Origin of the sequence: Streptomyces sp. cmx-4-9 (assembly GCF_046548835.1) — a bacterium.
Classification (GTDB): domain Bacteria; phylum Actinomycetota; class Actinomycetes; order Streptomycetales; family Streptomycetaceae; genus Streptomyces.
This window is the reverse complement of sequence record NZ_JAEBEE010000006.1, coordinates 136,599-161,702: the sequence shown is the minus strand read 5'-3', so window position 1 is coordinate 161,702 and position 25,104 is coordinate 136,599. Positions and strand designations below refer to the sequence as shown.

At 70.3% G+C, this 25,104-nt stretch carries 27 protein-coding genes; 8 read left to right on the top strand and 19 right to left on the bottom strand.

The features are described 5' to 3' along the window. The first annotated feature begins 53 nt into the window (after positions 1-53). Both ACLJTM_RS19605 and ACLJTM_RS19600 read left to right on the top strand, forming a co-directional pair. Positions 54-779: an ABC transporter permease gene (locus ACLJTM_RS19605; protein WP_411104950.1), complete on the top strand. Its 726-nt coding sequence runs from the start codon at positions 54-56 to the stop codon at positions 777-779. 131 nt (positions 780-910) lie between these two features. Beyond that, on the top strand, positions 911-2,575 hold the full coding sequence (locus tag ACLJTM_RS19600; RefSeq protein WP_411104949.1) for a sensor histidine kinase: 1,665 nt from the start codon (positions 911-913) through the stop codon (positions 2,573-2,575). A 265-nt stretch (positions 2,576-2,840) separates the two neighbouring features. Here ACLJTM_RS19600 and ACLJTM_RS19595 read toward each other — a convergent pair whose 3' ends face one another. From ACLJTM_RS19595 to ACLJTM_RS19565, 7 genes are all read right to left on the bottom strand, one after another. Continuing rightward, the gene (locus tag ACLJTM_RS19595; RefSeq protein ID WP_411104948.1) at positions 2,841-3,644 is read right to left on the bottom strand and encodes a hypothetical protein; all 804 of its coding nucleotides are present in this window, start codon (positions 3,642-3,644) and stop codon (positions 2,841-2,843) included. Between the two features lie 32 nt (positions 3,645-3,676). Continuing rightward, entirely contained in the window at positions 3,677-3,859 is a 183-nt protein-coding gene (locus ACLJTM_RS19590) for a hypothetical protein (RefSeq protein ID WP_411104947.1), read from the bottom strand. Positions 3,860-3,947: 88 nt separating this feature from the next. Continuing rightward, on the bottom strand, positions 3,948-5,732 hold the full coding sequence (locus ACLJTM_RS19585; RefSeq protein WP_411104946.1) for a glycoside hydrolase family 6 protein: 1,785 nt from the start codon (positions 5,730-5,732) through the stop codon (positions 3,948-3,950). Next, positions 5,729-7,282 carry a cellulase family glycosylhydrolase gene (locus ACLJTM_RS19580; RefSeq protein ID WP_411104945.1) on the bottom strand — a complete coding sequence of 518 codons (1,554 nt, stop codon included), beginning with the start codon at positions 7,280-7,282 and terminating at the stop codon, positions 5,729-5,731. The genes ACLJTM_RS19585 and ACLJTM_RS19580 overlap by 4 nt, the downstream gene beginning before the upstream one ends. An 803-nt stretch (positions 7,283-8,085) precedes the next feature. Beyond that, complete coding sequence (locus tag ACLJTM_RS19575; protein ID WP_411104944.1) at positions 8,086-8,712, bottom strand: ATP-binding protein; 627 nt, start codon at positions 8,710-8,712, stop codon at positions 8,086-8,088. Between the two features lie 186 nt (positions 8,713-8,898). Then, on the bottom strand, positions 8,899-9,264 hold the full coding sequence (locus tag ACLJTM_RS19570; RefSeq protein WP_411104943.1) for a DUF4440 domain-containing protein: 366 nt from the start codon (positions 9,262-9,264) through the stop codon (positions 8,899-8,901). A gap of 154 nt (positions 9,265-9,418) precedes the next feature. Beyond that, positions 9,419-9,934, bottom strand: coding sequence for a hypothetical protein (locus tag ACLJTM_RS19565; protein WP_411104942.1), 516 nt, complete (start codon positions 9,932-9,934; stop codon positions 9,419-9,421). Between the two features lie 527 nt (positions 9,935-10,461). Between ACLJTM_RS19565 and ACLJTM_RS19560 the strand changes: the two genes are divergently transcribed. Then, on the top strand, positions 10,462-10,968 hold the full coding sequence (locus ACLJTM_RS19560; protein ID WP_411104941.1) for a DinB family protein: 507 nt from the start codon (positions 10,462-10,464) through the stop codon (positions 10,966-10,968). Between the two features lie 505 nt (positions 10,969-11,473). Here the strand turns inward: ACLJTM_RS19560 and ACLJTM_RS19555 are convergent. Together ACLJTM_RS19555 and ACLJTM_RS19550 are read right to left on the bottom strand one after the other, a co-directional pair. Continuing rightward, positions 11,474-12,043, bottom strand: coding sequence for a DUF6434 domain-containing protein (locus ACLJTM_RS19555; protein WP_411104940.1), 570 nt, complete (start codon positions 12,041-12,043; stop codon positions 11,474-11,476). A gap of 119 nt (positions 12,044-12,162) precedes the next feature. Continuing rightward, positions 12,163-12,666 carry an N-acetyltransferase gene (locus tag ACLJTM_RS19550; RefSeq protein WP_411104939.1) on the bottom strand — a complete coding sequence of 168 codons (504 nt, stop codon included), beginning with the start codon at positions 12,664-12,666 and terminating at the stop codon, positions 12,163-12,165. A gap of 404 nt (positions 12,667-13,070) precedes the next feature. Between ACLJTM_RS19550 and ACLJTM_RS19545 the strand changes: the two genes are divergently transcribed. After that, a complete protein-coding gene (locus ACLJTM_RS19545; protein ID WP_411104938.1) occupies positions 13,071-13,520 on the top strand; it encodes a spore-associated protein in 450 nt (149 codons plus the stop codon). Between the two features lie 627 nt (positions 13,521-14,147). Then, positions 14,148-15,128: an L-threonylcarbamoyladenylate synthase gene (locus tag ACLJTM_RS19540; RefSeq protein ID WP_411104937.1), complete on the top strand. Its 981-nt coding sequence runs from the start codon at positions 14,148-14,150 to the stop codon at positions 15,126-15,128. A gap of 19 nt (positions 15,129-15,147) precedes the next feature. Here the strand turns inward: ACLJTM_RS19540 and ACLJTM_RS19535 are convergent, their stop codons facing one another. The 6 genes from ACLJTM_RS19535 to ACLJTM_RS19510 form a co-directional block, all read right to left on the bottom strand. Beyond that, positions 15,148-15,783, bottom strand: a complete 636-nt coding sequence (locus tag ACLJTM_RS19535) for a carbonic anhydrase (protein WP_411104936.1) — start codon at positions 15,781-15,783, stop codon at positions 15,148-15,150. A 217-nt stretch (positions 15,784-16,000) separates the two neighbouring features. After that, complete coding sequence (locus ACLJTM_RS19530) at positions 16,001-16,405, bottom strand: hypothetical protein (protein ID WP_411104935.1); 405 nt, start codon at positions 16,403-16,405, stop codon at positions 16,001-16,003. A gap of 152 nt (positions 16,406-16,557) precedes the next feature. Further along, positions 16,558-16,896, bottom strand: a complete 339-nt coding sequence (locus ACLJTM_RS19525) for an STAS domain-containing protein (RefSeq protein WP_411104934.1) — start codon at positions 16,894-16,896, stop codon at positions 16,558-16,560. Continuing rightward, the gene (locus ACLJTM_RS19520; protein ID WP_411104933.1) at positions 16,893-18,224 is read right to left on the bottom strand and encodes a PP2C family protein-serine/threonine phosphatase; all 1,332 of its coding nucleotides are present in this window, start codon (positions 18,222-18,224) and stop codon (positions 16,893-16,895) included. The genes ACLJTM_RS19525 and ACLJTM_RS19520 overlap by 4 nt, the downstream gene beginning before the upstream one ends. Beyond that, the gene (locus ACLJTM_RS19515) at positions 18,224-19,027 is read right to left on the bottom strand and encodes an alpha/beta fold hydrolase (protein WP_411104932.1); all 804 of its coding nucleotides are present in this window, start codon (positions 19,025-19,027) and stop codon (positions 18,224-18,226) included. The genes ACLJTM_RS19520 and ACLJTM_RS19515 overlap by 1 nt, the downstream gene beginning before the upstream one ends. A gap of 75 nt (positions 19,028-19,102) precedes the next feature. Continuing rightward, positions 19,103-19,819, bottom strand: coding sequence for a hypothetical protein (locus tag ACLJTM_RS19510; protein WP_411104931.1), 717 nt, complete (start codon positions 19,817-19,819; stop codon positions 19,103-19,105). Between the two features lie 276 nt (positions 19,820-20,095). Between ACLJTM_RS19510 and ACLJTM_RS19505 the strand changes: the two genes are divergently transcribed. Together ACLJTM_RS19505 and ACLJTM_RS19500 are read left to right on the top strand one after the other, a co-directional pair. Continuing rightward, entirely contained in the window at positions 20,096-20,500 is a 405-nt protein-coding gene (locus ACLJTM_RS19505; protein ID WP_411104930.1) for a GPI anchored serine-threonine rich family protein, read from the top strand. Positions 20,501-20,575: 75 nt separating this feature from the next. After that, positions 20,576-21,007, top strand: a complete 432-nt coding sequence (locus ACLJTM_RS19500; protein WP_411104929.1) for a GNAT family N-acetyltransferase — start codon at positions 20,576-20,578, stop codon at positions 21,005-21,007. Positions 21,008-21,110: 103 nt separating this feature from the next. Here ACLJTM_RS19500 and ACLJTM_RS19495 read toward each other — a convergent pair whose 3' ends face one another. The 3 genes from ACLJTM_RS19495 to ACLJTM_RS19485 form a co-directional block, all read right to left on the bottom strand. Further along, positions 21,111-21,569: a hypothetical protein gene (locus ACLJTM_RS19495; RefSeq protein ID WP_411104928.1), complete on the bottom strand. Its 459-nt coding sequence runs from the start codon at positions 21,567-21,569 to the stop codon at positions 21,111-21,113. Between the two features lie 138 nt (positions 21,570-21,707). Continuing rightward, a complete protein-coding gene (locus ACLJTM_RS19490; protein ID WP_411104927.1) occupies positions 21,708-22,040 on the bottom strand; it encodes an STAS domain-containing protein in 333 nt (110 codons plus the stop codon). Between the two features lie 146 nt (positions 22,041-22,186). Next, complete coding sequence (locus ACLJTM_RS19485) at positions 22,187-23,380, bottom strand: PP2C family protein-serine/threonine phosphatase (RefSeq protein ID WP_411104926.1); 1,194 nt, start codon at positions 23,378-23,380, stop codon at positions 22,187-22,189. 269 nt (positions 23,381-23,649) lie between these two features. Here ACLJTM_RS19485 and ACLJTM_RS19480 point away from each other — a divergent pair, with 269 nt between their 5' ends. After that, entirely contained in the window at positions 23,650-24,258 is a 609-nt protein-coding gene (locus tag ACLJTM_RS19480; RefSeq protein WP_411104925.1) for a hypothetical protein, read from the top strand. Between the two features lie 49 nt (positions 24,259-24,307). Here ACLJTM_RS19480 and ACLJTM_RS19475 read toward each other — a convergent pair whose 3' ends face one another. Then, positions 24,308-24,763: an SRPBCC family protein gene (locus tag ACLJTM_RS19475; protein WP_411104924.1), complete on the bottom strand. Its 456-nt coding sequence runs from the start codon at positions 24,761-24,763 to the stop codon at positions 24,308-24,310. Positions 24,764-25,104: the final 341 nt, after the last annotated feature.

The following is a 25,104-nucleotide window of genomic DNA, read 5'->3' as shown; positions in this document are numbered from 1 at the left end:
CGCGGGGGGAGCAGGCGGCTCCCGGACCGGGCACGCCTGGTGGTTTCGCCGGGGTGGTGGCATGCGAGTGGACGAAGCTCTGGTCCGTCCGGACCGCCTTCTTCTGTCTTCTGGCGGGGCTCGCGATCACGGCCGTGTTCACGTTCTACTACGCCTCGATCGCCCGTATCAACGAACACCCGGTCGAGCCCGTGGGAAACGCGGCAGCCGCCTCCACCGTCGTCACCCAGTTCACCGTCGTCGTCCTGGCCACGGTCGCGGTGACCTCTGAGTATGCGACGGGGACCATGCGGGCCTCCCTGCTGTGGGTGCCGCGGCGGCATCGAATGCAGGCGGCGAAAGCGCTGGTGGCGGGCGTGGTCGCCTTCCTGGCCGGTGCCGTGTTCGCCGTGGTGGGCACGGTCGTTGCCTGGGTGGCGTTCGACGGGCGGGCCTCGTTCGACGCCGGAACGACCGCCGGTCAGATCCTCGCGATCGGGCTCTACCAGGCGTTCGTGGCGGTACTCGCCACCGGAGTGGCTCTCTGCGCGCGGCACCCGGCCGGCGCACTGTCGGTCCTCGTCGCCTTGCTGTGGGCGTTGCCGAGCGTGCTCCTGGGGCTCGGCGGCGACGCGCTCGCGGCCGTGAACGACGCTCTGCCGTACGGAGCGGGCGACCATGTCATGCGGGTCGGCGGCGATGCCCCGTACGCCTCGGGGACAGCCGTCCTGATCGTGGCCGCCTGGACCGCGGCGGCGCACCTGACCGGCCTGTACGTGCTGCGCCGGAGGGACGCCTGACAGCGCGTCGGCGCCTCTGCTCGCCATGCCGGACCGTTGCCACAACAGTCGACGCCGGCGGACGCCCGGTGCACGTCGCAGAGAATCGACGCAAGCACGTCCCGACATCGGACCGAAAGGATTCAGGCACCATGCGGCACCCTCGCGTCCCTGCGGCAAGGCTCGTTCTCGCCGACGGGGGGCTGTGGGCCGTGCTGGCCGCCGCCACCGGATACGGGTTCCAGGACGCGGGCGCGTCCGCTTCCCCGGCGGTGGACCTGCTGCTTCCCCTGGCCGTGCTGCTGGTGACCGTACCGCTGTCCCGCAGTCGGCCGGCGGTGGCGGTGCTCGTCGTCAACGGGTTGTGCGCACTGGGCCTCGCCGATTCCGCGACCCCGGCCAACGCCCATGTGCTGTCGCTGGCCGCGCTGAGCTGTCTGCTCGGCGTCCGCGTCGCCCAGGCCCGGGGACCGCTGATGGTGCTCGCGACGTGCCTGGGGGTCGACGTCGCGGTGTGCGCCGTACTGCGGGTGTCGGCCGTGTGGTGGTTCTACACCCTGACGGTGATACCCGCCGTTCTCCTGCTGCCGTGGCTGGCGGGACGCCACTGGCGGGGGCGGCGTGAACTCGTGCAGGACGGCTGGAGGCTGGCGCAGAGCCTGGAGGAGCGCCAGTACCTCGTCGCGGAGCAGGCCCGGCTGACCGAACGCGCGGACATCGCGGCCGACATGCACGACTCACTGGGCCATGTCCTGAGTCTGGTCGCCCTGCGCGCGGGCGCCCTGGAACTCTCACCCGACCTCACCGACGGTGATCGCGCCGACCTCGCCGAGCTGCGCGGCACGATCGCTGACGCCGTCGAGCAGCTGCGGCAGACCATGACCGTCCTGCACGACCCGCCGGGAGCGGGAACCGAGACGGCGGCGGGCGCGGGAACCGAGGCGGCGGCGGGCGCGGACGGGCCGTCCGTCAGGGACACGGTCGCGGATCTCCTCAGCCGGGCGGCCGCGTCCGGGGTACCGGTGAGCTGGAAGCAGCGCGGAGCGGCGCCGGCCCTGCCGCCTCTGGTCGAACGCGGCATGTACCGGGTGGTGCAGGAAGCGCTCACCAACGCCGTGAAGCACGCCCCGGGCCGTGCCGTCCAGGTAGGAATCGACCACGCGGGCGACCACACCCGCGTGCGCGTCGTGAACGCCGCCGCAGGGGACGGCGGGCGGACCGAACAGGCCACGGAGCAGGCGCCCACCCCAGGGGGGCGGGGACTGACCGGGCTTCGGGAACGGGTGATGGTCCTCGGCGGCACCTTGCACACCGGGCCGCACCAGGGCGGCTTCCATGTCACCGCCGTCCTCCCCCACCGGGCCCCCGCCCGCCCCCCGACGCAGACAGTCGCGATCAGGAGCGGCAGCCACAGCGCCCACCGCGCCGCCCCGGAATCCGCCGAACGACTCGCCGCGGTGCGGCGCGCCGCGCGGCGCCGCACCGTTGCCGCTGTGGCTGCTCCCGCGGCCGCAGCGGCATTCCTCGTCCCGGCCGCCGCCTACCTGGCCTGGCAGCTCACGACGGGCGTACTGCCGCCGTCCCGGTTCGATGCCCTGGAGCCGGGACGAACCCGCGCCGGGCTCAGCCATCTCCTCCCGGCCCGCGCCTTCCCGTATCCGCCCGACCACGCCCGTTCCGCACCCCGGCCGCCGGGTACCCACTGCGAGTTCTACCGCTCCGGCCGCGACCTGCTCGACCAGGTCGACCTCTACCGGCTCTGCTGGTCCAACGGCACGCTCGTGGCCAAGGACACCGTGGAGGCGAACCGGAACTGACCAGCCCGCCCACAGCGATACGGCGGAGCAGCTCCCAGGATCGGTCGGGCGACGGAGCCACGAGGGCCAGCAGAAACCCCGGTCGGAGCCCGACCCTGTCGCCCGCGCCCCCGTTCGGCGAGCCGCGTGTCCCATGCGACGGCGTTGCTCAGAAAAGGACAACATCACGCGCGGGATGTCATCCGCTCGCTCGTGGAAGCCAGTCTCCGAGCCCGTCAGGGCTGGGCTGGGCTGGGCTGGGCTGGGCCGGGCCGGGCCGCCTGAGTCAGCGGGGGTCCGTTGCGTCGTCCCCGGCCGGGCCGGGGGTTGCCGTGCTGTCGGCTGCCCGGCGGGCGGCTCGTTCGGCGCGGAGTTCTTCGGCTACTTCGTAGGCCCGGCCCGGGTCGTAGACGGTGATCGTCGTGCCAGGGCTGTACATCGCGGCGGCCCGGGGCGTGTACCCATGGCGTTTGACGCCGCGACGGGCGGCTATGCCGTCGACCTCGCCGACGGGTACCTGCCACACCTCGGCGGTGTGGGAGGGGGACCACCACTCGTCCGGGCGCAGGAAGTCTCGCTTGACCTCCGTCTGACGCTCCACCGACACCTGGAACGGCGCGACTTGCTCGGTCAACCAGTCGGTCAGCGCCTGTGCGTCGACGCGGGCCAGCGGTGCGGACGTCGCCGGGTCGCACTGCACCGTCTCGCTGCGGGTATGCAGCACCACCTTGATCGACTTCCGCTGCCCCAGACTGAGTCGTTCGATGACGACGACTCGCTGCAGATCGGCCATCGCCAGGGACGACGATCGCAGGAAGTGGGCGATCACGATCCGGGCCGGACTTCCCAGGGGGCGGAACTCGACCCACCGCACCGTCGTGGAGACCGTCACAAAGACCATGGCCACGAGGAGCAGGAGCACCGCGAAGACCGTGAGTGCCAGGAGGACCCAGAAACTGCCCCAGAAGAATGAGTTTCCCGAGACCGCGGCGGCGACCAGCGCAGCCACCAGAAAGGGGGCTGCGACCATCGGCGGGACCATGATGCTCCCACCGAACGCGAAGGCCAGCTCGCGTGCCCGGCTGGGCACGAACAGCAATCGCCACCCGGCTTTCACGGGTGTCACAACTTCCGCCAGCGGGCCGGGACGCCGAGTCTCCATGCCTCAAAGGTAGGACTGTGCAGAGGAGTTCGTAAGGCCACCGCGAGCCGTACCTTCACGAGGACGGGAACCGCCGACGACAGAGCCAGTGACAGCACCAGTGCCAGCACCAGCACCAGCACCAGCACCAGCACCAGTGCCACGATGCGATCGATGTTCCCGCTGAGCCGGTCCGCCGCGCAGCGGCGGCGGACCGGCTCAGCGGCGGCGGACCGGCTCAGCGGTGGCGGGTCACAGCGCCGGGTGGGCGTTCTTCAGGAGCTCCTGGAACTGAGCCGAGAACCACTGGCCCGACAGGGGTGCGTTGGGCAGCGCGCCGGACATGCTGTTCCCGTTGCGTGCGTTGCCCGTGTACGTCGGGTCGCACATCCGGTCGAATCCCTTGCCCTCGTTGTTCGGGATCTCCCGGCTCGACCCGTCCGACTCGCCCGGGGGCTTCATCCACACGTACGCGTCGATGCCCGCGGCCGGGGCGGCCTGCGGCCGTTCGCCGAGGCCCGCTCCCGACTGGTTGCACCAGTTGCCGAGGTGGATGCGACGGTCGTAGCGGCCGCCGTTGACATACGTGTCGACGTTCGTCAGCGCACCGGGTCCGGTCGGCCGGGCGGCGCCGCCCCAGCCGTTGCGCGAGGTGTCGATCAGCATGCCGAGGTTCGCGTCGAAGCCGAGGGAGATCAGCTTGGCCCGCATGCCCTGGGCGTAGGACAGCTCGTCGGTGTACCGGTTCCAGTCGACCCACTTCGACTGGCGCACGGACGTGCCGTTGACGGAGTCGCCAATGGTGAAGTGGTCCTCCTTCAGCGCGCTGTAGTTGGCCGTGTTGGCGATGAACCCGTGCACCTTGGAGAGGGTGGAGCCCTCGGCGGTCGCCGCCTGCTTGAACAGCTCGGCCGAGGCGCCCAGGTTGTCGTCCCAGCCCAGCCAGCCGTGGTGGCCCGCGTCCACGTAGTTGTAGACGTTGGCGATCGAGCCCAGCTTGTTCAGGGCGTAGCCGACGCCCTTGATGTAGTTGCCGTTGGCCTTCATCACGTCGCAGTTGGGTGTGGCCGTCGGACGCCCGGAGACGTTGGTGACCAGGTTGGGCAGCGAGTCGATCTCCACGGTGGTGACGATCCGCAGCCCCGCGTACTTGCTGTCGGCGAGGATCGCGGCGATCGGGTCGATGTACTGCGTCTTGTACTTGTCGATCTCGGTCGGGCCCAGCTCGCCGTTGGAGGCGAGCGCGGCGCAGTCCCGGCCCGGCAGGTTGTAGATCACGAGCTGCACGACGAGCTCGCCGCTGCCCTTCTGTACCAGGGCCCGGTCCAGGTGGTCGCGCAGACCCATGCCGCCGTTCACACCCGTGATGGCGGCGATGCGGTCCAGCCAGACGCCGGTGGGCTGGTTGGACACCTTGGTGCCGCCCGGCTCGGCGGCGGCCTTCGCGGACCACTCGGGGTTCACGTACACCTTGGCGCCCGCGTACGGGTTGTCGGCCTTGCCGCCCGAAGGCGGCGGGGTGGTGGGCGGGGTCGTGGGAGGCGTGGTGGGCGGCTCGGTCGGCGGGGTGGCGCCGTTGCAGGTGACCCCGTTGAGCTTGAAGGTCGCGGGGACGGAGTTCGTACCGCTGTAGGAAGCGTTGAAGCCGAAGGAGGTGGACCCGCCCGTGGCCAGGCTCCCGTTGTAGGAGAGGTTCTTGGCGGTCACTGCGGTGCCCGCCTGGGTGATCGTCGCGTTCCAGCCCTGGCTGACCCTCTGGTCACCGGCGTAGGACCATTCCAGGGTCCACGCGCTGACCGGGTCGCCGGTGTTGGTGACGACGACGTTGGCGCCGAAGCCGCTGTTCCACTGGTTCGTGATCTGGTACTCGACCTTGCAGCCGGCGGCGGCGGCTCCGGCGGTCGCGGTCATGACGGTGGCGGTGGCGCCGGCCGCGGTGATCAGCCCGAGGGCCGCCAGCAGGGCGGTGCGGCTCGTGCTGCGGCTCGTGCTGCGACTCGTCGTGCGGCTCGTGCTGTGGCTCGTGCTGTGGCTCATCGTGGGAGGACCTTTCCGTTCAGGGCGCGCAGACGGTCGCGCAGGCCGGTGCCGAACAGGGTGGGTGTGCCGTCGTACGAGGTGATCAGGGCGGGACCCGAGGAGCAGTTCCAGGTGTTCCAGGTCCAGCCGAGGTAGGAGAGGGCACGGGCGTCGAACCACGCCATGACCCGGTCGATGAAGGCGTGGGCGCAGGTGTTCTCACCGATCTCGCCCGCGACCAGGGGAACCCGGGCGGCGACCGGGGCCAGGGTGTTGTCCCAACAGGCCTCGTTGGAGCAGGTGTTGAAGTTGTACACGTGCCAGGCCGCGGCCAGATTCCCCGTCGGGTCGGCGGGGGCGTGGGTGAGCCACTGGCTCAGGTCGTTGGAGTACGCGATGCCGGGCACGAGCACGACATTGCGCGCCCCGGTAGCCCGGACGGCGTCCACCAGGTCCTGCATGCCGGCGACCTCGTAGCCGATGCCCGGGCACGTGCCGCCGTCGCGCCAGCAGCTCCACGCCTGTGCGGCGGTGGCGGTCGCCCTGTCCGGATACGGCTCGTTGAACAGGTCGAAGACGACCCGCCGGTCGTTCTTGAAGGTGTTCGCCACCGAGGTCCAGAAGGCCGGGGTGTACTGGGCGTCCGGCATCGGTTTCTGGCAGGAGGCGTGCACGTCGGCGCACCCGGAGGAGTTGCCGGTGTACTGGCCGTACGTCCAGTGCAGTTCGACGACCGGGGTCATGCCGTGCGCGAGGACCCGGCCGACCAGACCCTTGACGGCGTCGATGTAGTGCGCGCCCCGGTATTCGGGGTTGATGTTGGCGAGGCCGAGCCAGCACTCCTCGTTGAGCGGGATGCGGACGGTGTTGGCCTTCCAGTCCGCGATGGCGCGCACCGAGGCGTCGTCGACGGGACCGTCGAAGATGCCGTGTCCCTGGACGCACATGAACTCCGCCCCGGAGCGGTTCACTCCGAGGAGACGTCGGGTCGCGCCGTTCCGGTCGGTGAGCCGGTTGCCGGAGACGCTCAGCTCGGGCGCCCCGGAGACCGGGCCCGGGGGCTCGGTCGGCCCGGTGGGGGTGGGCGTGGGGGTGGGCGTGGGGGTGGGGGTGGGTGACGGTGAGGTGGGTGTCGGCTCCGGTCCCGGGCCGGAGTTGCAGGGCGCTCCGTTGAGCGTGAACGCGCTGGGCGCCGTGTTCGCGCCCGACCACGAGGCGATGAAACCGGCCGTCACGGCGGCGCCGGTGCCGAGGCTCGCGTTCCACGCCTCGTTCACGGCCGTGACCGCCGACCCGTTCTGGGACCACTTGGCGCCCCAGCCCTGGCTGATGGTCTGACCTGCGGGAAAGCCGAAGCCGAGGCTCCAGCCGTTCAGCGCTGAACCGTTGTTGGTGACGGTGACCGAGCCCTGGAAACCGCCGGCCCACTGGCCGACGACCGAGAACTCCACTGTGCAGACGGGTGCGGCCGCGGCTCCTGAGGCCGTACCCAAGACGGCGAACGTGCCGCTCGCCATCGCGAGCGCTGCCCCGGTGAGCAGCGCGAACAGACGCGGGGGGTGTCGCATGAGCGACTCCTTGCAGCGAGGGCGCGTCCTGACGACGCGCCGACTGACGGAATCGCTCCCACTGGTTGGGGCCAGACCGTAGCGGCAACCGGGGCCAAGCAAAAGAGGGGTCGGCAAAATGGCTCTCCGGATGGCTTCGACTCTTCGCACACCTTGACGGGCTGAGGTCCGCCGCGCACAGTGGGAGCGCTCCCACTGGTTCAGGACTTGTGCTTGGCAGCCCCGTAAGCCGCCCCCGATAGCCGTCTTTGTCCCCGCTGACGACCACGGAGAACGAGGAACCCACCCCCATGGAGTCCCGCCCCCGACCCACCCCGCCTCGTACGCATGCGCCGCCCCCGCGGCCAGTGCCTGCACGGCCCGGCCCGCCGGCACGACCCCCGCCTCAACCTCTGCCGGGAGGCAGAGAGTTCCCCGGCCTCGCGGCCCCCGGGCCCTCTGTCCCTCTGTCCCTCTGCCCCTCTGCCCCTCTGTACGGGCGCCATCGAGTCGACTTGCCGACAATGACGGCCCAGATCCTGCAACGGCACGAATCCACTCGTGGCGTACGCCCCGTGCAGGGTGAACGCCCCGCGTCGGTCATGGGCGACTACCTGCCCCAGTGCCTGCTTCCGCCGAAGGTCCTGGACGGTGACAGCACCCTGACCGGGAAGTCGCGCGGAGTGCCGGTCGGCGCCCAGCCGTGCTCATCGAGTTGTCGGTGCGCCTGCGCCGGCAGCAGCGAGAACCGAGGCTGTGCGGGGGCACCTTCGCCAAGCGGGTCGAGAGGCTGATCATCCGTGATCGTCACGCCGCCTACTCATTCAGCGACGGTGCCGGTCCTCGACCCGAACCCTCAGATGCGGCCAGGCCGCTGCCAGGCGCGACATGTCCCCGGTTGTCGGCCCGGTCACCGAACCCAATGATCCGTTCGGCCGGAAATGGACCAGCGTCCCGGTCGTGCCGTCGACCTCGACGGCCTCAAGACCGGTAACGGGGACGCCGTTCTCGTAGCGCTGAGTCCAGGCTCCGTTGAGTCGGCGGTTGGTGTGGGTGAGCCAGTCGCTGAGTGCTGCAACCGAGGACATGCCGCGCCGAGGGTGACCGTCGGGCAGCACCTCGACCTGAGGGAAGTCGAAGAACCGGAGGTCCTTCGTAGCCATGACCGGCTTCTTCACGATCCGCCCGTGCTCGTCCATCCGGGCGTCAGTGCCCCGTCCGTCATCTCGGACAGAGAGGGAACCATCGGGATGGAGAACGACGAGGCAGTGCCCCCCGCCCTTGAACGACGCTTCGTCGGCGGCGTAGGCGAGTACCTCAAGGACGAGGTGCCAAGGTCCATCCGGAGCGAACTCCGCGGGTCTCTGCCGGATATGCGCCAGATGATCCGTATCAACTACCCTGGACCAATCATGTGTCGTGTTGACCCAGGCGGCTCTGGACATGTCCATCAGCCAAGTATCCCGTCTGGTGGTGACGGTGTGAGGCCATCCCCTGCCGACGGCGGTCCATGACAGTCGTGCCTGAACCGCGTGAGGCGAGAGCGGGGTGGTGCCAAGCTAAGGCGAGACACGGCCGACTGCAGCCGCCCGGTTCGGCTGGGCGACCGCAACTGTTACGGCGGCGGTCATACCCACTCAACCGGCCACAGTGGCCTGGTGGAAGTACATCCTCCAGCCCGTCTCAGTGAGGCGCCACACAGAGCTCCGCCATGCCCGACGACCCTGATGGTCGGCAAAGTACGTGAGATGGACAACGCCCGGAGCGAGGACGACTCCGGACATTTCTCTGACCTTCACCGGCGACTCCTGGGACACCTGGCCACCGCTCGTCACCGAGAGGATCGACTCCACGTCCCACCGGCGCCCGGAAGCCCCGAACTCGACAAACTCCGGATCCAGAAGCTCCAGGACACGGTGCGGGGAAGCACGCACTTCAGGATCGAGCAGCTGCATCTCCGCATCGACGGCCGCCTGCACGGCCCGTCGGCTCTCATCCGTCATGCGCCAACCCTACGGACGCCGTGTGGCAAGGCCCAGCACATTGATCTGCCGCGATTGCGCCGGCATCGCCCGGCGTTTCAGACCGGCGCGCCGAGTCCGTGCATCCAGGGATCCTGAAGCCTCTTCGGCGGGAACTCGCAGGTCGGTCCGTGTGCTAGGTGGGGACGTCCGTAGATTCGGCGGGAACGTGCGGGTGGACTGCGGCGAGGCGGTGGGCTTCAGCTATGACCTCAGCATTGATCCGAGCTACTGCTTCGTCGGCGCCGTCTTCGAGGAACGCGTACTCGTCATCGAGTTCGGCGAGCCGTGCAGTCAGGGGCAGCTCATGTCCGTAACGCTGGTTGATCCTGAAGGTGAGCTCCCAAGGTTTCAGCTCGCAGGCCAGCGCGCGTCGTGCGAGCGCTCGCGCGGCGGCTTCTTGGCCGGCCTCGCTGGCGGCCGGATGGAGAACGAGGCCGAGCTCGTCGAGCGCCTCGGGAAGCAGGTAGTGCACGTCGTAGTCCGCCTCGGCGGCTGTGCAGGCTGCCAGCACCCTGAGTCCGGGGCTGTCCAGACCGGCGACGAGCGCGTCACAAGCCGCGTTGACGACTTCGCTTGCGGGGATCTCGCCCACCCTCCAGAGGACAGCGCGGTCCTGCAGTTCGCTGACTGCTGCTCCGATCGACGGCATCTGCCCATGTTCGCTGCAATCTCGAATCCCGGTCCAGCAGGTTTCACTCACTGGTGCTTCTGCTCGGCAGCTTGTTCCCGCAGGACCCGAACAGAGTCGCGTAGCTCATCGCGGTCTTTGCATGCCGCCCGGGCACCTGGGCGAGATGGAGCGGATCGGGTCCGTGGGTGAGGTGAGGGCCTCTCCGACTTGCCGGTCGACGCGGAGTCGCTCCAGGGTCCCGTCCTTTCCGCGCACCGGCTGGCCGTTCGTGGCCCCGGCGCATCGCGCGAGCCTCGGTCCGCCTCAGGACTCGGCCCTACGAAGCCCGCCGAGCGGAGACACATCGAGAGGGTCCCGGCTACGAGGACCCCGAGTCCCGCCGCTCTTTCAGAAGGCGCTCCTCGACCGGGCCAGCCATGGGTTGTCCCGCCATCGATCTCCGGCCTTGATCTCCGGCCTTGGGGCTGTTGGCGTGGATGGGCGTCGGTGTCCACACCTCGGACCGGGGGTGGCCTGCGAAGACACATCCTTGCCATGATCGCCCGGTGACCGATGACCAGCGCATACACCCCTCGAAGGTGGCCGACGACCGTACGTCGCTCATCTCGTTCCTCGACTACCAGCGGGCGACCCTGGCCATGAAGTGCGCGGGTCTGACCGGCGAGCAGTTGAAGCGGAAGGCGCTCCCGACCTCGGGGCTCACGCTTCTGGGCCTGGTGCGGCACGCGGCCTCGGTCGAGCGGGGCTGGTTTCGGTCCGTCGTAAACGCCGAAGACGTCAAGACGCCTTGGCCCGGCGAGGTCGATGGCACGTTCGCCGAGTTCCACGTCGAGGATGCCGATGTCGACGAGGCGTTCGCGGTCTGGCGCGAGGAGTGCGCCCGCGCCCGTGCCGTCGCCGCGTCCTTCAGCTCCCTTGACGACACCGTCAACTTGCGAGGCGAGACCATCTCGCTGCGCTACGTCCTCACCCACATGATCGAGGAATACGCGCGTCACAACGGGCACGCCGACCTGCTGCGCGAAGCGATCGACGGAGTGGTCGGCGAGTAGAAGGCCGAGCGCCTCGGACCGGCCGACACCCCGGGTGTCAACCCGCCGGACCCCGGACGAAGCAGCGTCACAGCACCACCGCGCGAGCACCGCAAGATGCTCAAGCCATGGCCGCTGCGACCGCTACGCCGGAACGGTCCTGAACAGCACCGTTCACCGGACCGTGCCCGCGCTGCTTGGGCACATTGGTCAACGCGCTGCGTCACGGTGGGAGCCGCGACTGTGCGGGGTACGCAGCACACTCAGGCGGGCCACCGACCGTGGCCCGGACCGGTACCCGGCCGTGACTCATGCCCTCGATGCAAGGTGGCTGCCGCACTGGGGAGCACGGAGCACGGAGCACGGTCCTGTGCGTCACAGCGTGCGGCTGTAGTTCTGGGGTTCCACGAACTGGGCTCCCAGCGCAGCGTTCCGCTCGGCGTCATCCCCCAACAGCGCAGGTCAGCATCGCCGCGCGCGTCGGTTGCGCTGCAACAGGACAGGTTCTCAGACGACCGTGGGCCGGTCAGCCCGCAGCCTGGTGACGAGGCCGGTCGCGATGAGCGCGCCAGGCGTCCAGGGCTTCGGCACGGTTGCCAGCCGGATGCTCGGCATACCAGGCACGCAGAAAGCGGTTCAGCTCGAACTGCGAGCCGATCTCCTGAATCTGGGCAGCGGCCCGGCGCGTGGCGTGCCAGTGGGCGACGGCATCGGCCAGGGTGCGCCCTGCACCCTCGGCTATGAATCCCCGCATGTGGGCGTCGAAGTGGAAACCCTGGCCGATCTCCCGGCGGAAGTACTCGCGCAACACCTGACTGCACCGCTGGCCCTCGGGAATTACAGTGCGCTCGTTCACTGGCGCAGCGAGCTGGAGGCCGGTGCTGCGCGTCCGGGGCGGCGCGGCCGGCGGTGCGACGCCATCCAGCACAGCCCGCAGCCGTTCCGTGAGTGCCGTTTTCCCACCGCCCCGCGCTACTCCGAGCTCGCGGGCGAGCGCGGTCAGCTCGGCCAGCGTCCAGTACCAACGGGACAACTCGCCCCCGCTCAAGGCCGCACTCAGCTTTGGCCGCGCCTCAGCCCCCGCAATCGAACTCATGCGCCCATGATAGGAAGCGGGTACGTCCTGTCGTTCGACGAGCCAAGCCGGCGGCCACCCGCGAGACGCCGCATGGCGCCCGGCCGTCCGGCGGCGGTCTGGGCGGTGTCGGCGGCTACTTACGCGTCGGGGTGCTCCGGCAGAGCGAGCCAGTCCGACCAGGAGATCTCCCGGCCGAGGAAGCGCGGCTGCTCGAACGGCCAGTCGGCAGCAATCCACCGGGGCACCAGCTCGTCGAGGGCCTGCTCGACCTTGCTGTCCACCAGCTCGTCCACCACCCACCAGGAGATCTCACCATCCGCGCCGGCCCTCTCCGGTGGGTCGATGTAGACGCAGCCGAGCAGAGCTGTCTCCGCCTCATCGAAGAGCGCGTAGTTGAAAGACTGGTGTGCGGCGATCTCCCGCTCATGCCGCAACAAGTCGGCCTGGTCGGCTTCGTAGGTCATGGAGGCCGCGGGCCAGCCCCACGCTGGGCCGTAGATGGTCCACAGCCGCTCGCGCGAACCCATCACAGCCGGATAGTCGAGCGGGGTGTCCGCCTCCCGAATCGGCCGCAGGTGATGACCACTACCCGGCAGTGGTACCAGAACGGGATGGACGAAGTTGTCGGGGAGCCAGCTCATGGAGCCCGACCGTAGCAGCGCACCGCTTGACCCGCCTCACCCTTACCAACCCGCCACTTACTGGCGGCATCCTGGGTGTGACCGTTTCCGTGTGTTGCGGCGGCTTACGTCGGTCCAGCCACGAGGTGGCGGAAGACATCTGCTGGTGCTGGTGCTGGTGCTGCTCGGGAGGTTGCTGACCAGTCCTTGACACCCACCGACGGGGCCCTGCCAACCGGGCCCGGGCCCGGCACGGTATCGCGTCCTCGGGCGCCGTCGGGCCGCCGTGTCTCGGGGAAAGGGCTGTCCGCTTCGGGCGTCCTGGCGCGGTCCCATTTTTTTGCCCGGCTGTGCGGAACCGTTGCGCCGTGCTGTGTGTCACACCATGCAGGAGCCACCAACTCCTATGACCACCAGGGGGAAACATGAAATTCACCCGTCCCGTGATGACCACCACCGCACTCGCCGCCCTGGCGCTGGGGGCCACGACCGCACTGGCGGCGCCCGCCTCGGCCGCGCCCAACACCACGCCGCAGAAGGTCTGTGGAAGCGCGTACAAGACCGTGAACTCGGCCGCCATCGGGTCGCTGGGCACCGTCTACCTGACGTACAACGCCTCGAACGGCAAGAACTGCGTCGCGACCATCCGCAACAACCCGGGTGCGGCCGTGGACATGGCTCTCTGGATCGAAGTGACCGACACCTGGGAGCGGGGCGAGGACTTCGGCCGGTACACGTCGTACGCGGGCCCGGCCTACGTGTACGGCAAGGGCCACTGCGTCGACTGGGGCGGGGGCATCAGCAACGTGCACGTGCAGGTGTACAACTCCAACTGTGGCGCGCGCAAGGAGCACCGGGTCACCGAGGTCCGCTGACCCGCGCTCCTCCTGACCGCGACGTTCTGTGCCCTCGCACGGGCGTGCTGTCGCGCCGTCGCGTCGTCGGGCGGTCGGGCGGGCGTCGGGGGCAGGATGTGCGACCCGCTGACCGCACGGGAAACGCCGTGGTCCGGCTCGCCCCGGCAGACTCGCCGAGTCTGCCGGGGCGCGGCCGTTGGTCGGCGCGGCGCCGCAAGCCCCGGGAGCCGGTCCCGCTCCGCCCCGTACGGACGCGCACGGACGCGCACGGACGCGCACGGACGCACTCGATCAAGACCCCCGCGGTGTGGTGCACCGCGAGGGGCGCCGCTCCGGGTCGCCCGTCGCCGACGTTCACGGCGTGGCCGGGGGTGTACGCGGGGGGGTGTACGTGGGCCTCTGCGAACGGCCCTTCGTGGATGCGTGCAGTCGGCGGCCCCTGTGCCCGTGCCTTCCCGTCGTCCGGGGCGTTGCAGGTAGTGACCCTGGCCGGCCCGACCCCTGGCGGTGGATCGCCGGGCCGGGTCGGCATGATGAGGTCTGTAGGGCGTGCGTGGTCTGTCGTCGTCTGCCGGCGAGGTCGACGGGGTCGGCGAGGTCGACAGGGGCATGGACGTGGGAGCGGAGCAGGGGAGAAGAACGGCGATGGTGACGGCAACGACCAGTGACATCGAGCGGGCGGCCGAGGTGCTGCGCGCCGGCGGTCTGGTGGCCCTTCCGACCGAGACCGTCTACGGTCTCGGCGCGAACGCCGAGGACCCTGCCGCCGTCGCGCGCATCTTCCAGGTGAAGGGGCGCCCGCCCTCCCACCCGCTGATCGTCCACATCGCCGCCGCGGAGCACCTGGCGGACTGGGTCGAGACCGTACCCGAGACTGCGCGTCTGCTGGCCGAGCACTTCTGGCCGGGACCGCTGACCCTGGTCCTGCGGCGCGGCCACCGGGTGCCGCTGGAGGCGACGGGTGGGCTGGAGACGGTGGCCGTGCGCGTGCCCGACCACCCGGTCGCCCTCGCGCTGCTGTCGGCTTTCGGTGGCGGCGTCACGGCCCCGTCCGCCAACCGCTTCGGCTCGGTCAGCCCCACAACGGCCGACCATGTCCGTACGGAGCTGGGTGATGCCGTCAACCTGGTGCTCGACGGCGGCTCGTGCGAGGTCGGTGTGGAGTCGACCATCGTTGATGTCACGGGGGAGATCCCGAGCATCCTGCGGCCCGGCGGGGTGACGCGCGAGGACCTCGAAGCGGTGCTGGGGCGCTCGCTGGCGGTGCCCTCGACGAGTCATGTCCGGGTGCCGGGCCAGCACCCGTCGCACTACGCGCCGCGTGCGCGGGTTGTCCTCGTCGAGCCGGAGCAGGTGGTTGCCGAGGCCGAGCTCGCGCAGGGGCGGGGGCACACGGTCGGCGTGTTCGTGCCCGCCTCCTACGCCGGCGGCCCGGTGAAGGCGCACGCCGTGGTGACGGTCCCCGGCTCAATGGACGCCTACGCGTACGGCTTGTACGGGTTCTTGCGCGAGCTCGACCAGCAGGGATGCGACCTCATCGTCGCGTCCCTGCCGCCCGAGGAGGGGCTGGGGCTGGCGATCGCCAACCGGCTTCGCCGGGCAGCCGGGCCCCGGCCCTCCCTGTGAGCGGCCTCGCCCGGGACGGTCAGGACGCGGTGGGAACCGCCGCGTCGACGCCGCGGGTGGCGACGAGCTGTGCGCTGCCGTCGGCCAGCCGGTAGGACAGCCCCACCACGGCGAGGCGGCCGTCGGCGACCCGTTCGGCCAGGACGCGGGAGCGGTCCAGGAGCAGGTCCACGGTGTGCTCGATGTGCTCGGCCAGGATCTCCTCGGCCGTCTCGCGTCCGGCGGCGCGGGCTGCGAGCACGCTCGGGGTCACCCGTTCCACGACATCCCGGACGAAGCCGCCCGGCGTCTGTCCGTCTTCCAGGGCGGAGCAGGCTGCGGCGACGGCGCCGCACGAATCGTGGCCGAGGACGACGACCAGGGGCGCGTTGAGGACACTCACGCCGAATTCGATGCTGCCGAGCACTTCGGTACCGGCGACGTGCCCGGCGGTGCGGACCACGAACAGGTCGCCCAGGCCGCGGTCGAAGATGATCTCGGCGGCCAGCCGGGAGTCGGAGCATCCGAACAGCACGGCGAAGGGCTGCTGGGACGGTGCGGTCTCGGTGCGGCGGGTGGCGTCCTGGTTCGGGTGCTCGGGGGTGCCGGAGACGAAGCGCTGGTTGCCGGCCATGAGGAGCGCGAAGGCGTCGCGGGGCGTCTGGGTCTCAGTCATGGCCGCAGCCTACGAGGCGGCACCGGCCGACGCTGCGACCGGTCCCGCCGGAAGGCACCCGGTCGGTCGATGCGTGACGGCCGCGCCATCCCCCCACGTCCCCGGGGCCCCGGGCGGGTCCGTAACGGCTTCGGTGCGGCCGTGGTGGTGGCAGGGCTGTGTTCGGCTGCGAAGAGCCGGAGAAGATGCAGTGGCTTCGGAGGAGGATGCAGTGGCTTCACTGCGGGCCCGGTTCCGTGGGAGGGAACGCTTCGTACAGGGCTTCGGCGTGTACCGCATCCCATTGGCTGATCAGCAGCCGCTCGACCCCGCCGTCACGCCGATGTAACGCGACCTCTTGGCCCCTGTCGAACTCCACTCGCACCTGCGGATTCCCGCAGACCGCCGTCGCTTCGCCACGCATCATCTCGAACCAGATGCCACGTATCGCATAGCGGAGGTCATTGCCTCGATGCCGCAGCACTCGCACTCGGCGGTCGGTCAGCAGGAGGGAAGCCCTCCTGGGCACCAGACCCCACAGCGAACGCCCGTAGGTCACCGCACAGCCGGCCGTCATCCGCTCCCCCTCAGGAACCCACTGCGTCAGGCGTTCACGGTCCACCGACCACTTCGCAGCTTCCACCGCCACTCCCCCGTGCTTCCTTCGAACGGACGGCCATGGCGCCGCCTGCTGCCCGTTTACCCGGAAGTGGTCCGGGAACCGCCCGTCAACGCATCCCGCAGACGCATCCCGCAGACGCACGCCGCAGACCGCTTGCCCCGGGAAGGAACCCTTCAGGCCCCGGTCGCGGACGCGGCGTCGGGGTGGATGGGGAAGACCTGGTCCAGCCCGATGACGCGCAGTACCCGCAGCGTGTTGGCCGGGACCGCGGCGAGTGCGATGTCTGCCGCGGCCGACCGGGCGTGGTTGCGGGCGGCGATGAGGGCGCTGATGCCGCTCGAGTCGCAGAACTCCATGTGGGCCAGGTCGAGAACGAGGCGCTGGCCCGGGTCGAGCGGGAGGGTGTCGAGGATGTCGCGCAGGTCGGTGGCGGTGTCGTAGTCGAGTTCCCCGGTGACGGCCACTACGGGGCCGGCCGGGGTGTGGCGGATGGCGATGTCGAGCGGGCTCATGTGGGCTCCCCGGGGGCGGGAGCGGGGGCGGGGGTGGGGGTGGGAGCGGGAGCTGGGGCGGGGGCGGGGACGCCGAGGGCGAGGAGGGCGGTGTCGTCGTCCAGGCCGTCGCCGAAGCCGTCCAGCAGGCCGGTCAGCGCCTCCATGACCGCGTGCGGGGACCGGCCGGCGTGCGTGGTGGCGAAGCGGTGCAGGGCTTCGTCTCCGTACAGGTCGGTACGGTTTTCGCCGGTGCGGGCTTCGGTGAGGCCGTCGGTGTAGAGCAGGAGGGTGTCGCCCGGGGCCAGGGTGGTGGTGGCGGCCGTGAACGGCGCGGTGGGCAGGATGCCGACGAGGAGGCCGCCGGGGGTGGGCAGGTAGTCGGCGGTGCCGTCGGCGCGCAAGACGAGGGCCGGCGGGTGGCCGCCGGAGGCCAGGTGGACGGTGGCCCGCCCGGACTGCGGGTCGGTTGCGAGGATGCCGAAGATGGCGGTGCAGTAGCGGGGGTCGCCGCTGCTGTAACGCTCGTGGAGCACCTTGTTGAGGGTGGTGAGGGCGGACACGGGGTCGGGGTCGTGAAGGGCTGCGGCGCGCAGGGTGTAGCGGGTCAGGGAGGTGACCGCGGCGGCCTGCGGGCCCTTGCCGCACACGTCGCCGAGGAAGAAGGCGAAGCGTGTGGCGTCGAGGGGGTCGAGGGGGAAGACGTCGTAGAAGTCACCGCCGAGCCGGTCCGGGGAGGCGGTGCGGTAGTGCGCGGCGCTCTCCATGCCGGGTAGGGGCGGCAGGGTGTCGGGCAGCAGCGATGACTGGAGTACGGCGAGGGCGTCCTGGAGGCGGGCCCGGTCGGCTTCGGCCCGCCGGTGTGCTTCCTCGGCGGCTTTGCGGGCCCGTAGGAGTTCTTCTTCGTAGGCGCGGCGGTCGCGGGCGTCGAAGAGGGTGGTGCGGATGAGCAGCGGCTCGCCCGTGGCCCCGTGCTTGATGGTGGAGGAGACCAGCACCGGCATGCGGACACCGTCTGCCCTCTTGATCTCCAGGGCGATGCCGCCGATCTCGCCCCGCATGCGCAGCAGTGGCGCGAAGTGCGTCTCGTGGTAGAGCTTGCCGCCCACCGTCAGGAGGTCGGCGAACCGCATCCGGCCCACCACCGCCTCCCGGCTCAGCCCCAGCCAGTCCAGCAGCGTCGCGTTGATCTTCGCGATGGTGCCGTCCATCAGCGTGGACAGGTACCCGCACGGCGCGCGCTCGTACAGCTCCTCCGCGCTGTCCTCCAGCAGTGCGGCGAACGCCGCATCCGAGGTCTTCTCGTCGCTGGGGTCGCGCGGGTCGGGCTGCTGACCGGTACGGCACATCACCGCAGGCCTGCCAGGAAGCCGGTGATCGCCTCGTTGGTGGCTTCGGGTGCGGACATGTGCGGGCAGTGCCCGGTGGCGTCCAGGGTGATCAGTGTCGAGCCTTCGATCGCCTGGTGGACGTACGCGCCGACCTCGCGCGGGGCGATGGCGTCCTGGGTGCAGTCCAGCACCAGCGTCGGCACGCTCACCTTCTTGAGGTCGTCCCTGGAGTCGGACAGGAAGGTGGTGCGGGCGAAGACGCGCGCCATCGCCGGGTCGGTGGCGCAGAAGCTGTTCGTGAGCTCCTCACCGAGCTCGGGCCGCTCCGCGTTCCCCATGATCACCGGTGCCATGGCGGCCGACCAGCCCAGATAGTTCGACTCCAGCGAATCGAGCAGTTCCTCGATGTCCTGCGTGCTGAAGCCGCCTCGGTAGCCTTCGTCGTCGATGTATCGGGGAGAGGGCGCCACCATCACCAGCGCCCCGATCCGCTCCGGAGCCATCTGGGCGGCCAGCACACCGATCATCGCGGAGACCGAATGCCCGACGAACACCGCGCCTCGAAGGTCGAGCGCGTCGCACACGTCCACCACGTCCTGGGCGTATCCGGCGAGGGAGGCGTAGCGGGTCTCGGAGAACGCGGAGAGATCCGAGCGGCCGGAACCCACGTAGTCGAACAGCACCACCCGGTAGTCCCTGACCAGTGCGGGGACCGTGAGGCGCCACATGTTCTGGTCACAGCCGAACCCATGCGCGAGGACCACCGTGGGGCCGTGGGGGTTGCCGGTGACGGTGACGTTGTTCCTGCGCTGGATATCCATGTCCAGCAGTCTCTCAGGCCCCACCCACCGCTCCTGCAAGACCCCGGATCACCCCACAGACCCCACCCCACGCCTTCACACGTCCCTGGAGACAGCACGCCCCTGCCGCGGCAGGTCCCTCGCCCGTTCGTTCCGAAGGCCCGGATCGCCCGGTCGTTCAGAAGTCCGGATCGCCCGGTCGATCTCCACGCGGGTACGGGCCACGCCCCGAGAGGGAGTACGGGCTTCAGCGGGGGGCCCGCGCTTCAGCCGGGCAGCAGCGAGTACGAGTTCTTCGGGCAGGGTCGGCTTCTCCACCTGGAGCCATGCGACCGGTTCGTTCCCGCCGTCGTGCAGGATCACCTCCTCGTCGCCCTCGGCTGTCAGGCTCACCTCCCGCCACCACCCGCACCACAGCAGCGTCGAGTCCTGCCACAGGAACAGCCGCAGGTTGCTCACCATCAGGTCGCAGTGGTCGACACCGGAGAACGCGGGGCCGTCGGGGTCAGCCGGAACCACGCGCACCGGGCAGACGCTCAAAACGATCTCGTCCCGTGTGAGGGCTTCGTTGCGTACCTCGTCACGCGTCCCCTCCCTGCGGCCTTGGCGGGCTCCACCCCATGCAGCCAATGCACCGACCACCACGGGCAACGGAGCGGTGAACCACGCGGCGATACCCAGTTCCGCTCCCCTGAGCACGAACGAGACACCGAGAGCCGCCACACTCACCAGACCCGCGAACCCGCCCCACCAGGCCGACCGCCGGATGCGCCGCTGCCGTTCCACCGCCACACCGTCCAGCACCACCGTCACTGTGCTTTCCCCTCCCCCACCCGCGTTCGCGGGCCCCGGCGCAACGCTAGTCACCGCGGAGGCCGTCTTCCATCCTCTTTCAGGCGTGCAGGCGTGCAGGCGTGCAGGCGTGCAGGCTTTGCGGCCTTCCGGCTCGGCGGGCTCCACCTCGGGGGGTGGGACGTGGCAACGGTTTTGGCGGCGGGGGCGGATCGGCCATTGAGCCGATGCCGCCGGGCCTTCCCTTTCCTAGGGTGGCAGGGAAGACCGGCCGCCCCCGATCCCTGGACGACATCCGTGAGCAACAACCCCGCCCCCACTGGTCTGCACGCCGTGCTGCGCCGCATGACGACGATGGTCAACTCCCGGCTCAGCCGGTCCGACGCCGCCGTCCTGCTGGCCGCGGACGACCTGCTCGTCGAGGTCCCGGCGGAAGGCGCCGTGTGGACCGCCGGCCAAGAGCACCTCGTACGCTGGTTCATCACCGGCCCCGTCGACCCGGTCGACGTCCACCTCGTCCAGCGCGACGGATCCGCGACCGTGACGCGGGCCGTCCTCGCCACCGGCCTTCCCTCACACCGGACGTCCGTGAAGGTGGCCGTCCCCGCCGGCATCCCGGCGGGGGACTACCTCATCCTCGTCACCAGTCAGGGCATGCTCGACGCTTATAGCCGCCCCTTCCGCATCGCTGCTGCTCCCTGACTCCCGCCGGGCCGCCGCCGCACGGCGAACGGGCGCGCAGCAGGTGGTGGAGCCGGTGTGGCCTACGCTGCCGAGATGAAGATCATCGACTTGGAGCCGGGTGACCCGCGACTCACGGACGACCTGCTCCCCGTACTGCTGGAGCTGCGCCCGCATCTGACCGAGGACGTGTTCCGCGCTGTGCTCGCCGAGGGCTGGGGACAAGGCCTGCGCTTCACCGCCGCGTACGACGCGGACGGCGTGTGCGTGGGCGCGGCCGGTTGGCGGATCGTCGTCAACACCAGCATGCTGCGCATGCTTTACGTCGACGACCTGGTCACCAGCGCTGCCGCCCGCTCGACCGGAGTGGGGCACGCTCTCCTCGTGCACCTGGAGGACCACGCGCGGGCTGCCTCCTGCTCCGCCCTCACGCTGGACTCCGGCACTCAGCGGACGGACGCGCACCGTTTCTACTTCCGCGAACGCATGGCCGTGACGGCTTTCAGTTTCGAGAAGTCGCTCGCGTAGACGCGGCGCAGGGCGGCGGCCCGGCCGCGGTGGGTCTGGCGGCCTGGCCGGTCGGCGTACTCGCCCCTGCGGCGGCGCCGCGGGGGCGAGTACGTGTCATGTCTCAGCAGCTGAGGGTGACTTCGTGGACCACGGGGTTGGCCGGGCGGGGGAACGAGGCTGTGCCGAAGGTGCCGCGGATGGTCGAGCCGCACGGGGCGGTGGTGACCAGGCCGTGCACTTCGAGGTTCGACTGGGCAAAGATGACCGTCTTGGTCTGGGTGCTGGGCGTGGCGCCGCTGCCGACGACCTCTGCGGTCAGGGTCGTGAACAGTTCCTTCGGGGCGGGCGCCGGGCTGCCATGGGAGGGCGGGCCTGCAAAGCCGACCGTGCCGTAGAACTCGACGGTGTTGCCGGTGACCGCGGCGCACACGCGCGTGGACAGGCCGGCCTGGAGGCCCGAGTAGCCGCAGGAGGTCACGGTCGCGGCGGTGCCGGTCGACTGTGCGGAGGCGCCGGCCGGGGTGATCGCGAAAACGGCCAGACCTGCGGTGCCGGCGGCGAGCAGGGCTAAGCGGTTCATGGTGTTCCTCCTTGACGTGAAGCGCCGCCCAGGGGCTCCCGGGCGGCGTACATGACATGTGATATTTCACATGTCACCAGAACGCAAGTTGATCAAGAGTGAGCGGTCCTCCGCCGGGGCCTGGCCCCGCTTGTGGAGCTATTCGGCTGGCTCGCCGGCGGAGGCGTCGTCTACGGGAATGAACTGGTCGGTGCCGGTCACGGCGAGGAGGCGGGCCAGCTGGCGGGGCAGGGGGCCCAGCAGCCGAAGCTCGGCTTCGCGGGCGACGGTGACGAGCAGGTTGAGGAAGGTGGAGTCGCCGAAGGTGACGTCGCGGACGTCCAGGACCAGGCGGTGGACGTCCGCCGCGGCAACGGCGGTGTCACAGGCTTCTCGCAGCGGCGCGAGGGTGTTGAAGTCGAAATCACCCGCGCACCGCACCACCCGCTGCCCGTCGCGGTCGGACAGAACGGTCACGATCGTCGGCTCCACAGCGTCTCCTCGTCTCCACACTTCCCCGTTTCCCCATTTCCCGTCTCTCCGTCCTCCCCGCCCTCCCCGCCCTCCCCGTCTCGCCGTCCCCCCGTACCCCCGTCCCCACATCTCCTCCGGCACCCGACACAGGAGGGCTTCGGCCCTCAGGACGTGGTGACGGCCTCGGCGCGGGGGCCGTGCCAGTCGAGGCACAGCACGGTTGCGTCATCGCGCGGCGGTCGGCCCTGGTAGGCGTCGGTGACGGCTCCGACCAGAGCGCGTACGACCTCGCGGGGGTGTTCGGCAGTGGTTTTGCGCAGAAGGCCGGGCAGGTCGACCGCTTCCGCTTCGCGTTCCTGCATGCCGTCAGTGTGGAGCAGGAGGCGGTCGCCGGGGCGCAGGTCGAGGTTCTGGATCTGGTAGATGCCGGGGTGGTGGGTGAAGCCGAAGGGCATGTTCACGGCCAGGTCGAGTTCGGTGACCGTGCCGTCGCGCAGGATGAGGGGCCGGGGGTGGCCGGCGTTGACGAGCTGGGCGCCGGACCCGTCGAGGGCGATCCGCAGGAGCTGGCCGGTCGCGAAGGTGCGGTGGCCGTGGTCGAGGAGTGCCTGGTGGGTCTGTCGGGCTTGTTCCGCGAGGTCCCGGCCGGCGCGGCGGGCCCCGCGGGAGGCGTTGACCAGGAGGGTTGCCATCAAAGAGGCGTGGACGTCGTGGCCCATGGCGTCGGTGATCGACAGGTGCAGGGTCTCGTTGTCGAGGCTGTAGTCATAGGTGTCCCCGGCGATGGTGGACGCGGGGACCAGGGCGCCGGCCAGCGTGAACTGGGGGGCTTCGCACGCGGCGGCGGAGGGCAGGAGCTGGCGCTGGATCTCGGCGGCGACGCTGACGTTGGTGGTGCGGTTGCCCCAGTGGTAGAGGTCGGTGAACCGGCGGTCGGTGACGATGATGTACGCCAGCGCGTGCGCGGCCTCCTCCACCTGCTCCAGAACGTCGTCACTGACGTCGGTGAGGAACAGCTCCAGGACACCGATGGTGTCGCCCCGGTTCGTCACCGGGGCCAGGACCCGCTGCCCGTCGTCGCCGGCCGGCGCCCGTACCGCCTGCTGGGTCCGCAGGACCTCGCCGTAGATGCTGCTGTCGACGAGGGGGATCCGCTCGGCACGGTCTTCCGGTTGCGTGCCCTGCGTGTCGTGGACCCGCAGCATCCGCCGGCCCACGATGTCGACGAACAGGAACGACACGTACCGTGCCCCGAACCGCTCCCGCAGATTGCGTGCGACGACGTCGAGGGAGTCCACCGGCGCGGCGCTCTCCGCCGCCGCCAGCACCTCGGCCAGCCCCATTCGATCGTTTGCCACATCAGCCTCCAGGAGTTGCGGGTTCTCCTTCCCGCGAAACGACGCATTTCACCACCTGGATACCTTCGTACGCCGAAGGCGGCGCGGATGCAGGCACGCCGCACTGTCCGGAACCATCCGGACGCGTCCGCCGCCGAAGAGCGTCCTCCCGCGCCCCCCGGAGGGTGCCGAGCTGCCGCTCGTGTCGTCCGCACGGGTGTCTACGTGCCGGCCCGGCCCGTGTGCGGGGCCGCATGTGTGCGGAGCAGGGGTACGGGCAGGTGTCCGCTATGGCTGACTACCACCACCTTCCAGGTCTGGAAGCGTCTGACGGTCAGGTCCGGCCGGAGTGTCTGCTGGAGCCGGAGTGTCTGCTGGAGATCGCAGCCGAACTGGGGAAGTGCTCCGGTTTCTGGGAAGGCCGTTTGGAGCACGTGGGTGAGCGGTCCTGGCTTTCGCTGTTCACCAATGACCATCTCGGCGTATGGGCCGTCGCCTGGGACGGCGACGGCCACGGCCACGGCCACGGCCACGGCCACGACACAGGTTTCCACGACCACGGCCGCTCCAGCGGGGGCGTGTACGTGGTCCACGGCGCCGTCCGCTACGAGGCCTACGAGACACGGGAGACCGGGAGCCGGAGCCGTATCGCGGGCCGGCGCGTACCCGCCGGTGAGGGTTTTTGCTTCGGCGAGTCAGCTGTCCACGATCTACGCCACGAACCGGACGGCGGCCCCGCGCTCACCGTCCACGCCTACTCGCCGCCCCTGGCCCGGATGGCGGACCCCTCCGAGGATCGCGCCCGAACCGACCGTCCCCTGGACTGCGCCGCTCTCCGTCCGGCGGCGGAGCGTACCGGCCACATGGCCCGACTCATGGCTCGCCACGGTGACAGCTGAGTCCGCAGGCGGCGCCCGCATCGGGCGTCCTCATGCGGCGGCTGGGTGTCTACGCTGCCTGGCTGCCCGACGTGACGTACTCCTCCACCACGTTCGCCAGCCGCGCGAGCATGCTGCGGTGGCGCAGTTGGATCAGTGCATCGACCGCGGCGTTGTGCAGTGTGCCTCCGATGCCGCGCAGCGGGTGCTCGTCGATTTTGACGAGGGCTCCCTCGCCCCAGGGGCGGACTTCGATCGCCACCCGGGCGGTGCCGAGGGGGCCGCTGTCGACTTCGAGTTCCAGTTCCGTCGGCGCTTCGGTACGGCGTACGACGGTGGTGCCCGTCACGCTCCACGGTCCGATGCGCACGGTGTATTCGAGCGCGGACCCGAGCTCTGGCCATTGCCCGCGGAGGGCGCGTGAGTCGCTGGTGCCCACCACCCAGTCCGCGTAGCGCGAGCTGTCGGCAAGTACCGTCCAGACCTGGCGTGGTGTGGCGCGGACCAGGTGGTGTCGTACGGCCATGACTGTCCTCCTGAAGGGACGCGGCGTGGAGCGCGGGCCGGCGACGGCAACGGCCACCCGGCCGTGAGGGCGGCCGTGCAGGCGACGTGCAGGCGACGTGCAGGCGGCCGTGTGGGGGCTTCGGTGCCGGCGGGGCCGGAACCTACGTCCTACGCCTGCCCGCCCGCACCGGTTCCACGCCGCAGGGTCCGCCAAGGCCGAGGCGTTCCCCGATCGAAGCTGGGTAGACGCCTTCTCGACAGCCCACCTGCCGATCACGACGGTTACGCCGTGACGAGGGCGGAGCGAGCGGAACGAGGCACGTTGATGACGACATTCCCGGGTTTGCGGTCCCACGGCGG

Bases quoted from the DNA above. Each gene is read 5' to 3' on its own strand.
- ACLJTM_RS19600 (WP_411104949.1), top strand. From the start codon at position 911: ATGCGGCACCCTCGCGTCCCTGCGGCAAGGCTCGTTCTCGCCGACGGG.
- ACLJTM_RS19580 (WP_411104945.1), bottom strand. From the start codon at position 7,282: ATGCGACACCCCCCGCGTCTGTTCGCGCTGCTCACCGGGGCAGCGCTC.
- ACLJTM_RS19555 (WP_411104940.1), bottom strand. From the start codon at position 12,043: ATGAGTTCGATTGCGGGGGCTGAGGCGCGGCCAAAGCTGAGTGCGGCC.
- ACLJTM_RS19525 (WP_411104934.1), bottom strand. From the start codon at position 16,896: ATGAGCCCGCTCGACATCGCCATCCGCCACACCCCGGCCGGCCCCGTA.
- ACLJTM_RS19495 (WP_411104928.1), bottom strand. From the start codon at position 21,569: ATGAACCGCTTAGCCCTGCTCGCCGCCGGCACCGCAGGTCTGGCCGTT.
- ACLJTM_RS19545 (WP_411104938.1), top strand. From the start codon at position 13,071: ATGAAATTCACCCGTCCCGTGATGACCACCACCGCACTCGCCGCCCTG.
- ACLJTM_RS19565 (WP_411104942.1), bottom strand. From the start codon at position 9,934: ATGCCGTCGATCGGAGCAGCAGTCAGCGAACTGCAGGACCGCGCTGTC.
- ACLJTM_RS19575 (WP_411104944.1), bottom strand. From the start codon at position 8,712: ATGGACATGTCCAGAGCCGCCTGGGTCAACACGACACATGATTGGTCC.
- ACLJTM_RS19515 (WP_411104932.1), bottom strand. From the start codon at position 19,027: ATGGATATCCAGCGCAGGAACAACGTCACCGTCACCGGCAACCCCCAC.
- ACLJTM_RS19520 (WP_411104933.1), bottom strand. From the start codon at position 18,224: ATGTGCCGTACCGGTCAGCAGCCCGACCCGCGCGACCCCAGCGACGAG.
- ACLJTM_RS19480 (WP_411104925.1), top strand. From the start codon at position 23,650: ATGGCTGACTACCACCACCTTCCAGGTCTGGAAGCGTCTGACGGTCAG.
- ACLJTM_RS19585 (WP_411104946.1), bottom strand. From the start codon at position 5,732: ATGAGCCACAGCACGAGCCACAGCACGAGCCGCACGACGAGTCGCAGC.
- ACLJTM_RS19540 (WP_411104937.1), top strand. From the start codon at position 14,148: ATGGTGACGGCAACGACCAGTGACATCGAGCGGGCGGCCGAGGTGCTG.
- ACLJTM_RS19535 (WP_411104936.1), bottom strand. From the start codon at position 15,783: ATGACTGAGACCCAGACGCCCCGCGACGCCTTCGCGCTCCTCATGGCC.
- ACLJTM_RS19550 (WP_411104939.1), bottom strand. From the start codon at position 12,666: ATGAGCTGGCTCCCCGACAACTTCGTCCATCCCGTTCTGGTACCACTG.
- ACLJTM_RS19475 (WP_411104924.1), bottom strand. From the start codon at position 24,763: ATGGCCGTACGACACCACCTGGTCCGCGCCACACCACGCCAGGTCTGG.
- ACLJTM_RS19500 (WP_411104929.1), top strand. From the start codon at position 20,576: ATGAAGATCATCGACTTGGAGCCGGGTGACCCGCGACTCACGGACGAC.
- ACLJTM_RS19570 (WP_411104943.1), bottom strand. From the start codon at position 9,264: ATGACGGATGAGAGCCGACGGGCCGTGCAGGCGGCCGTCGATGCGGAG.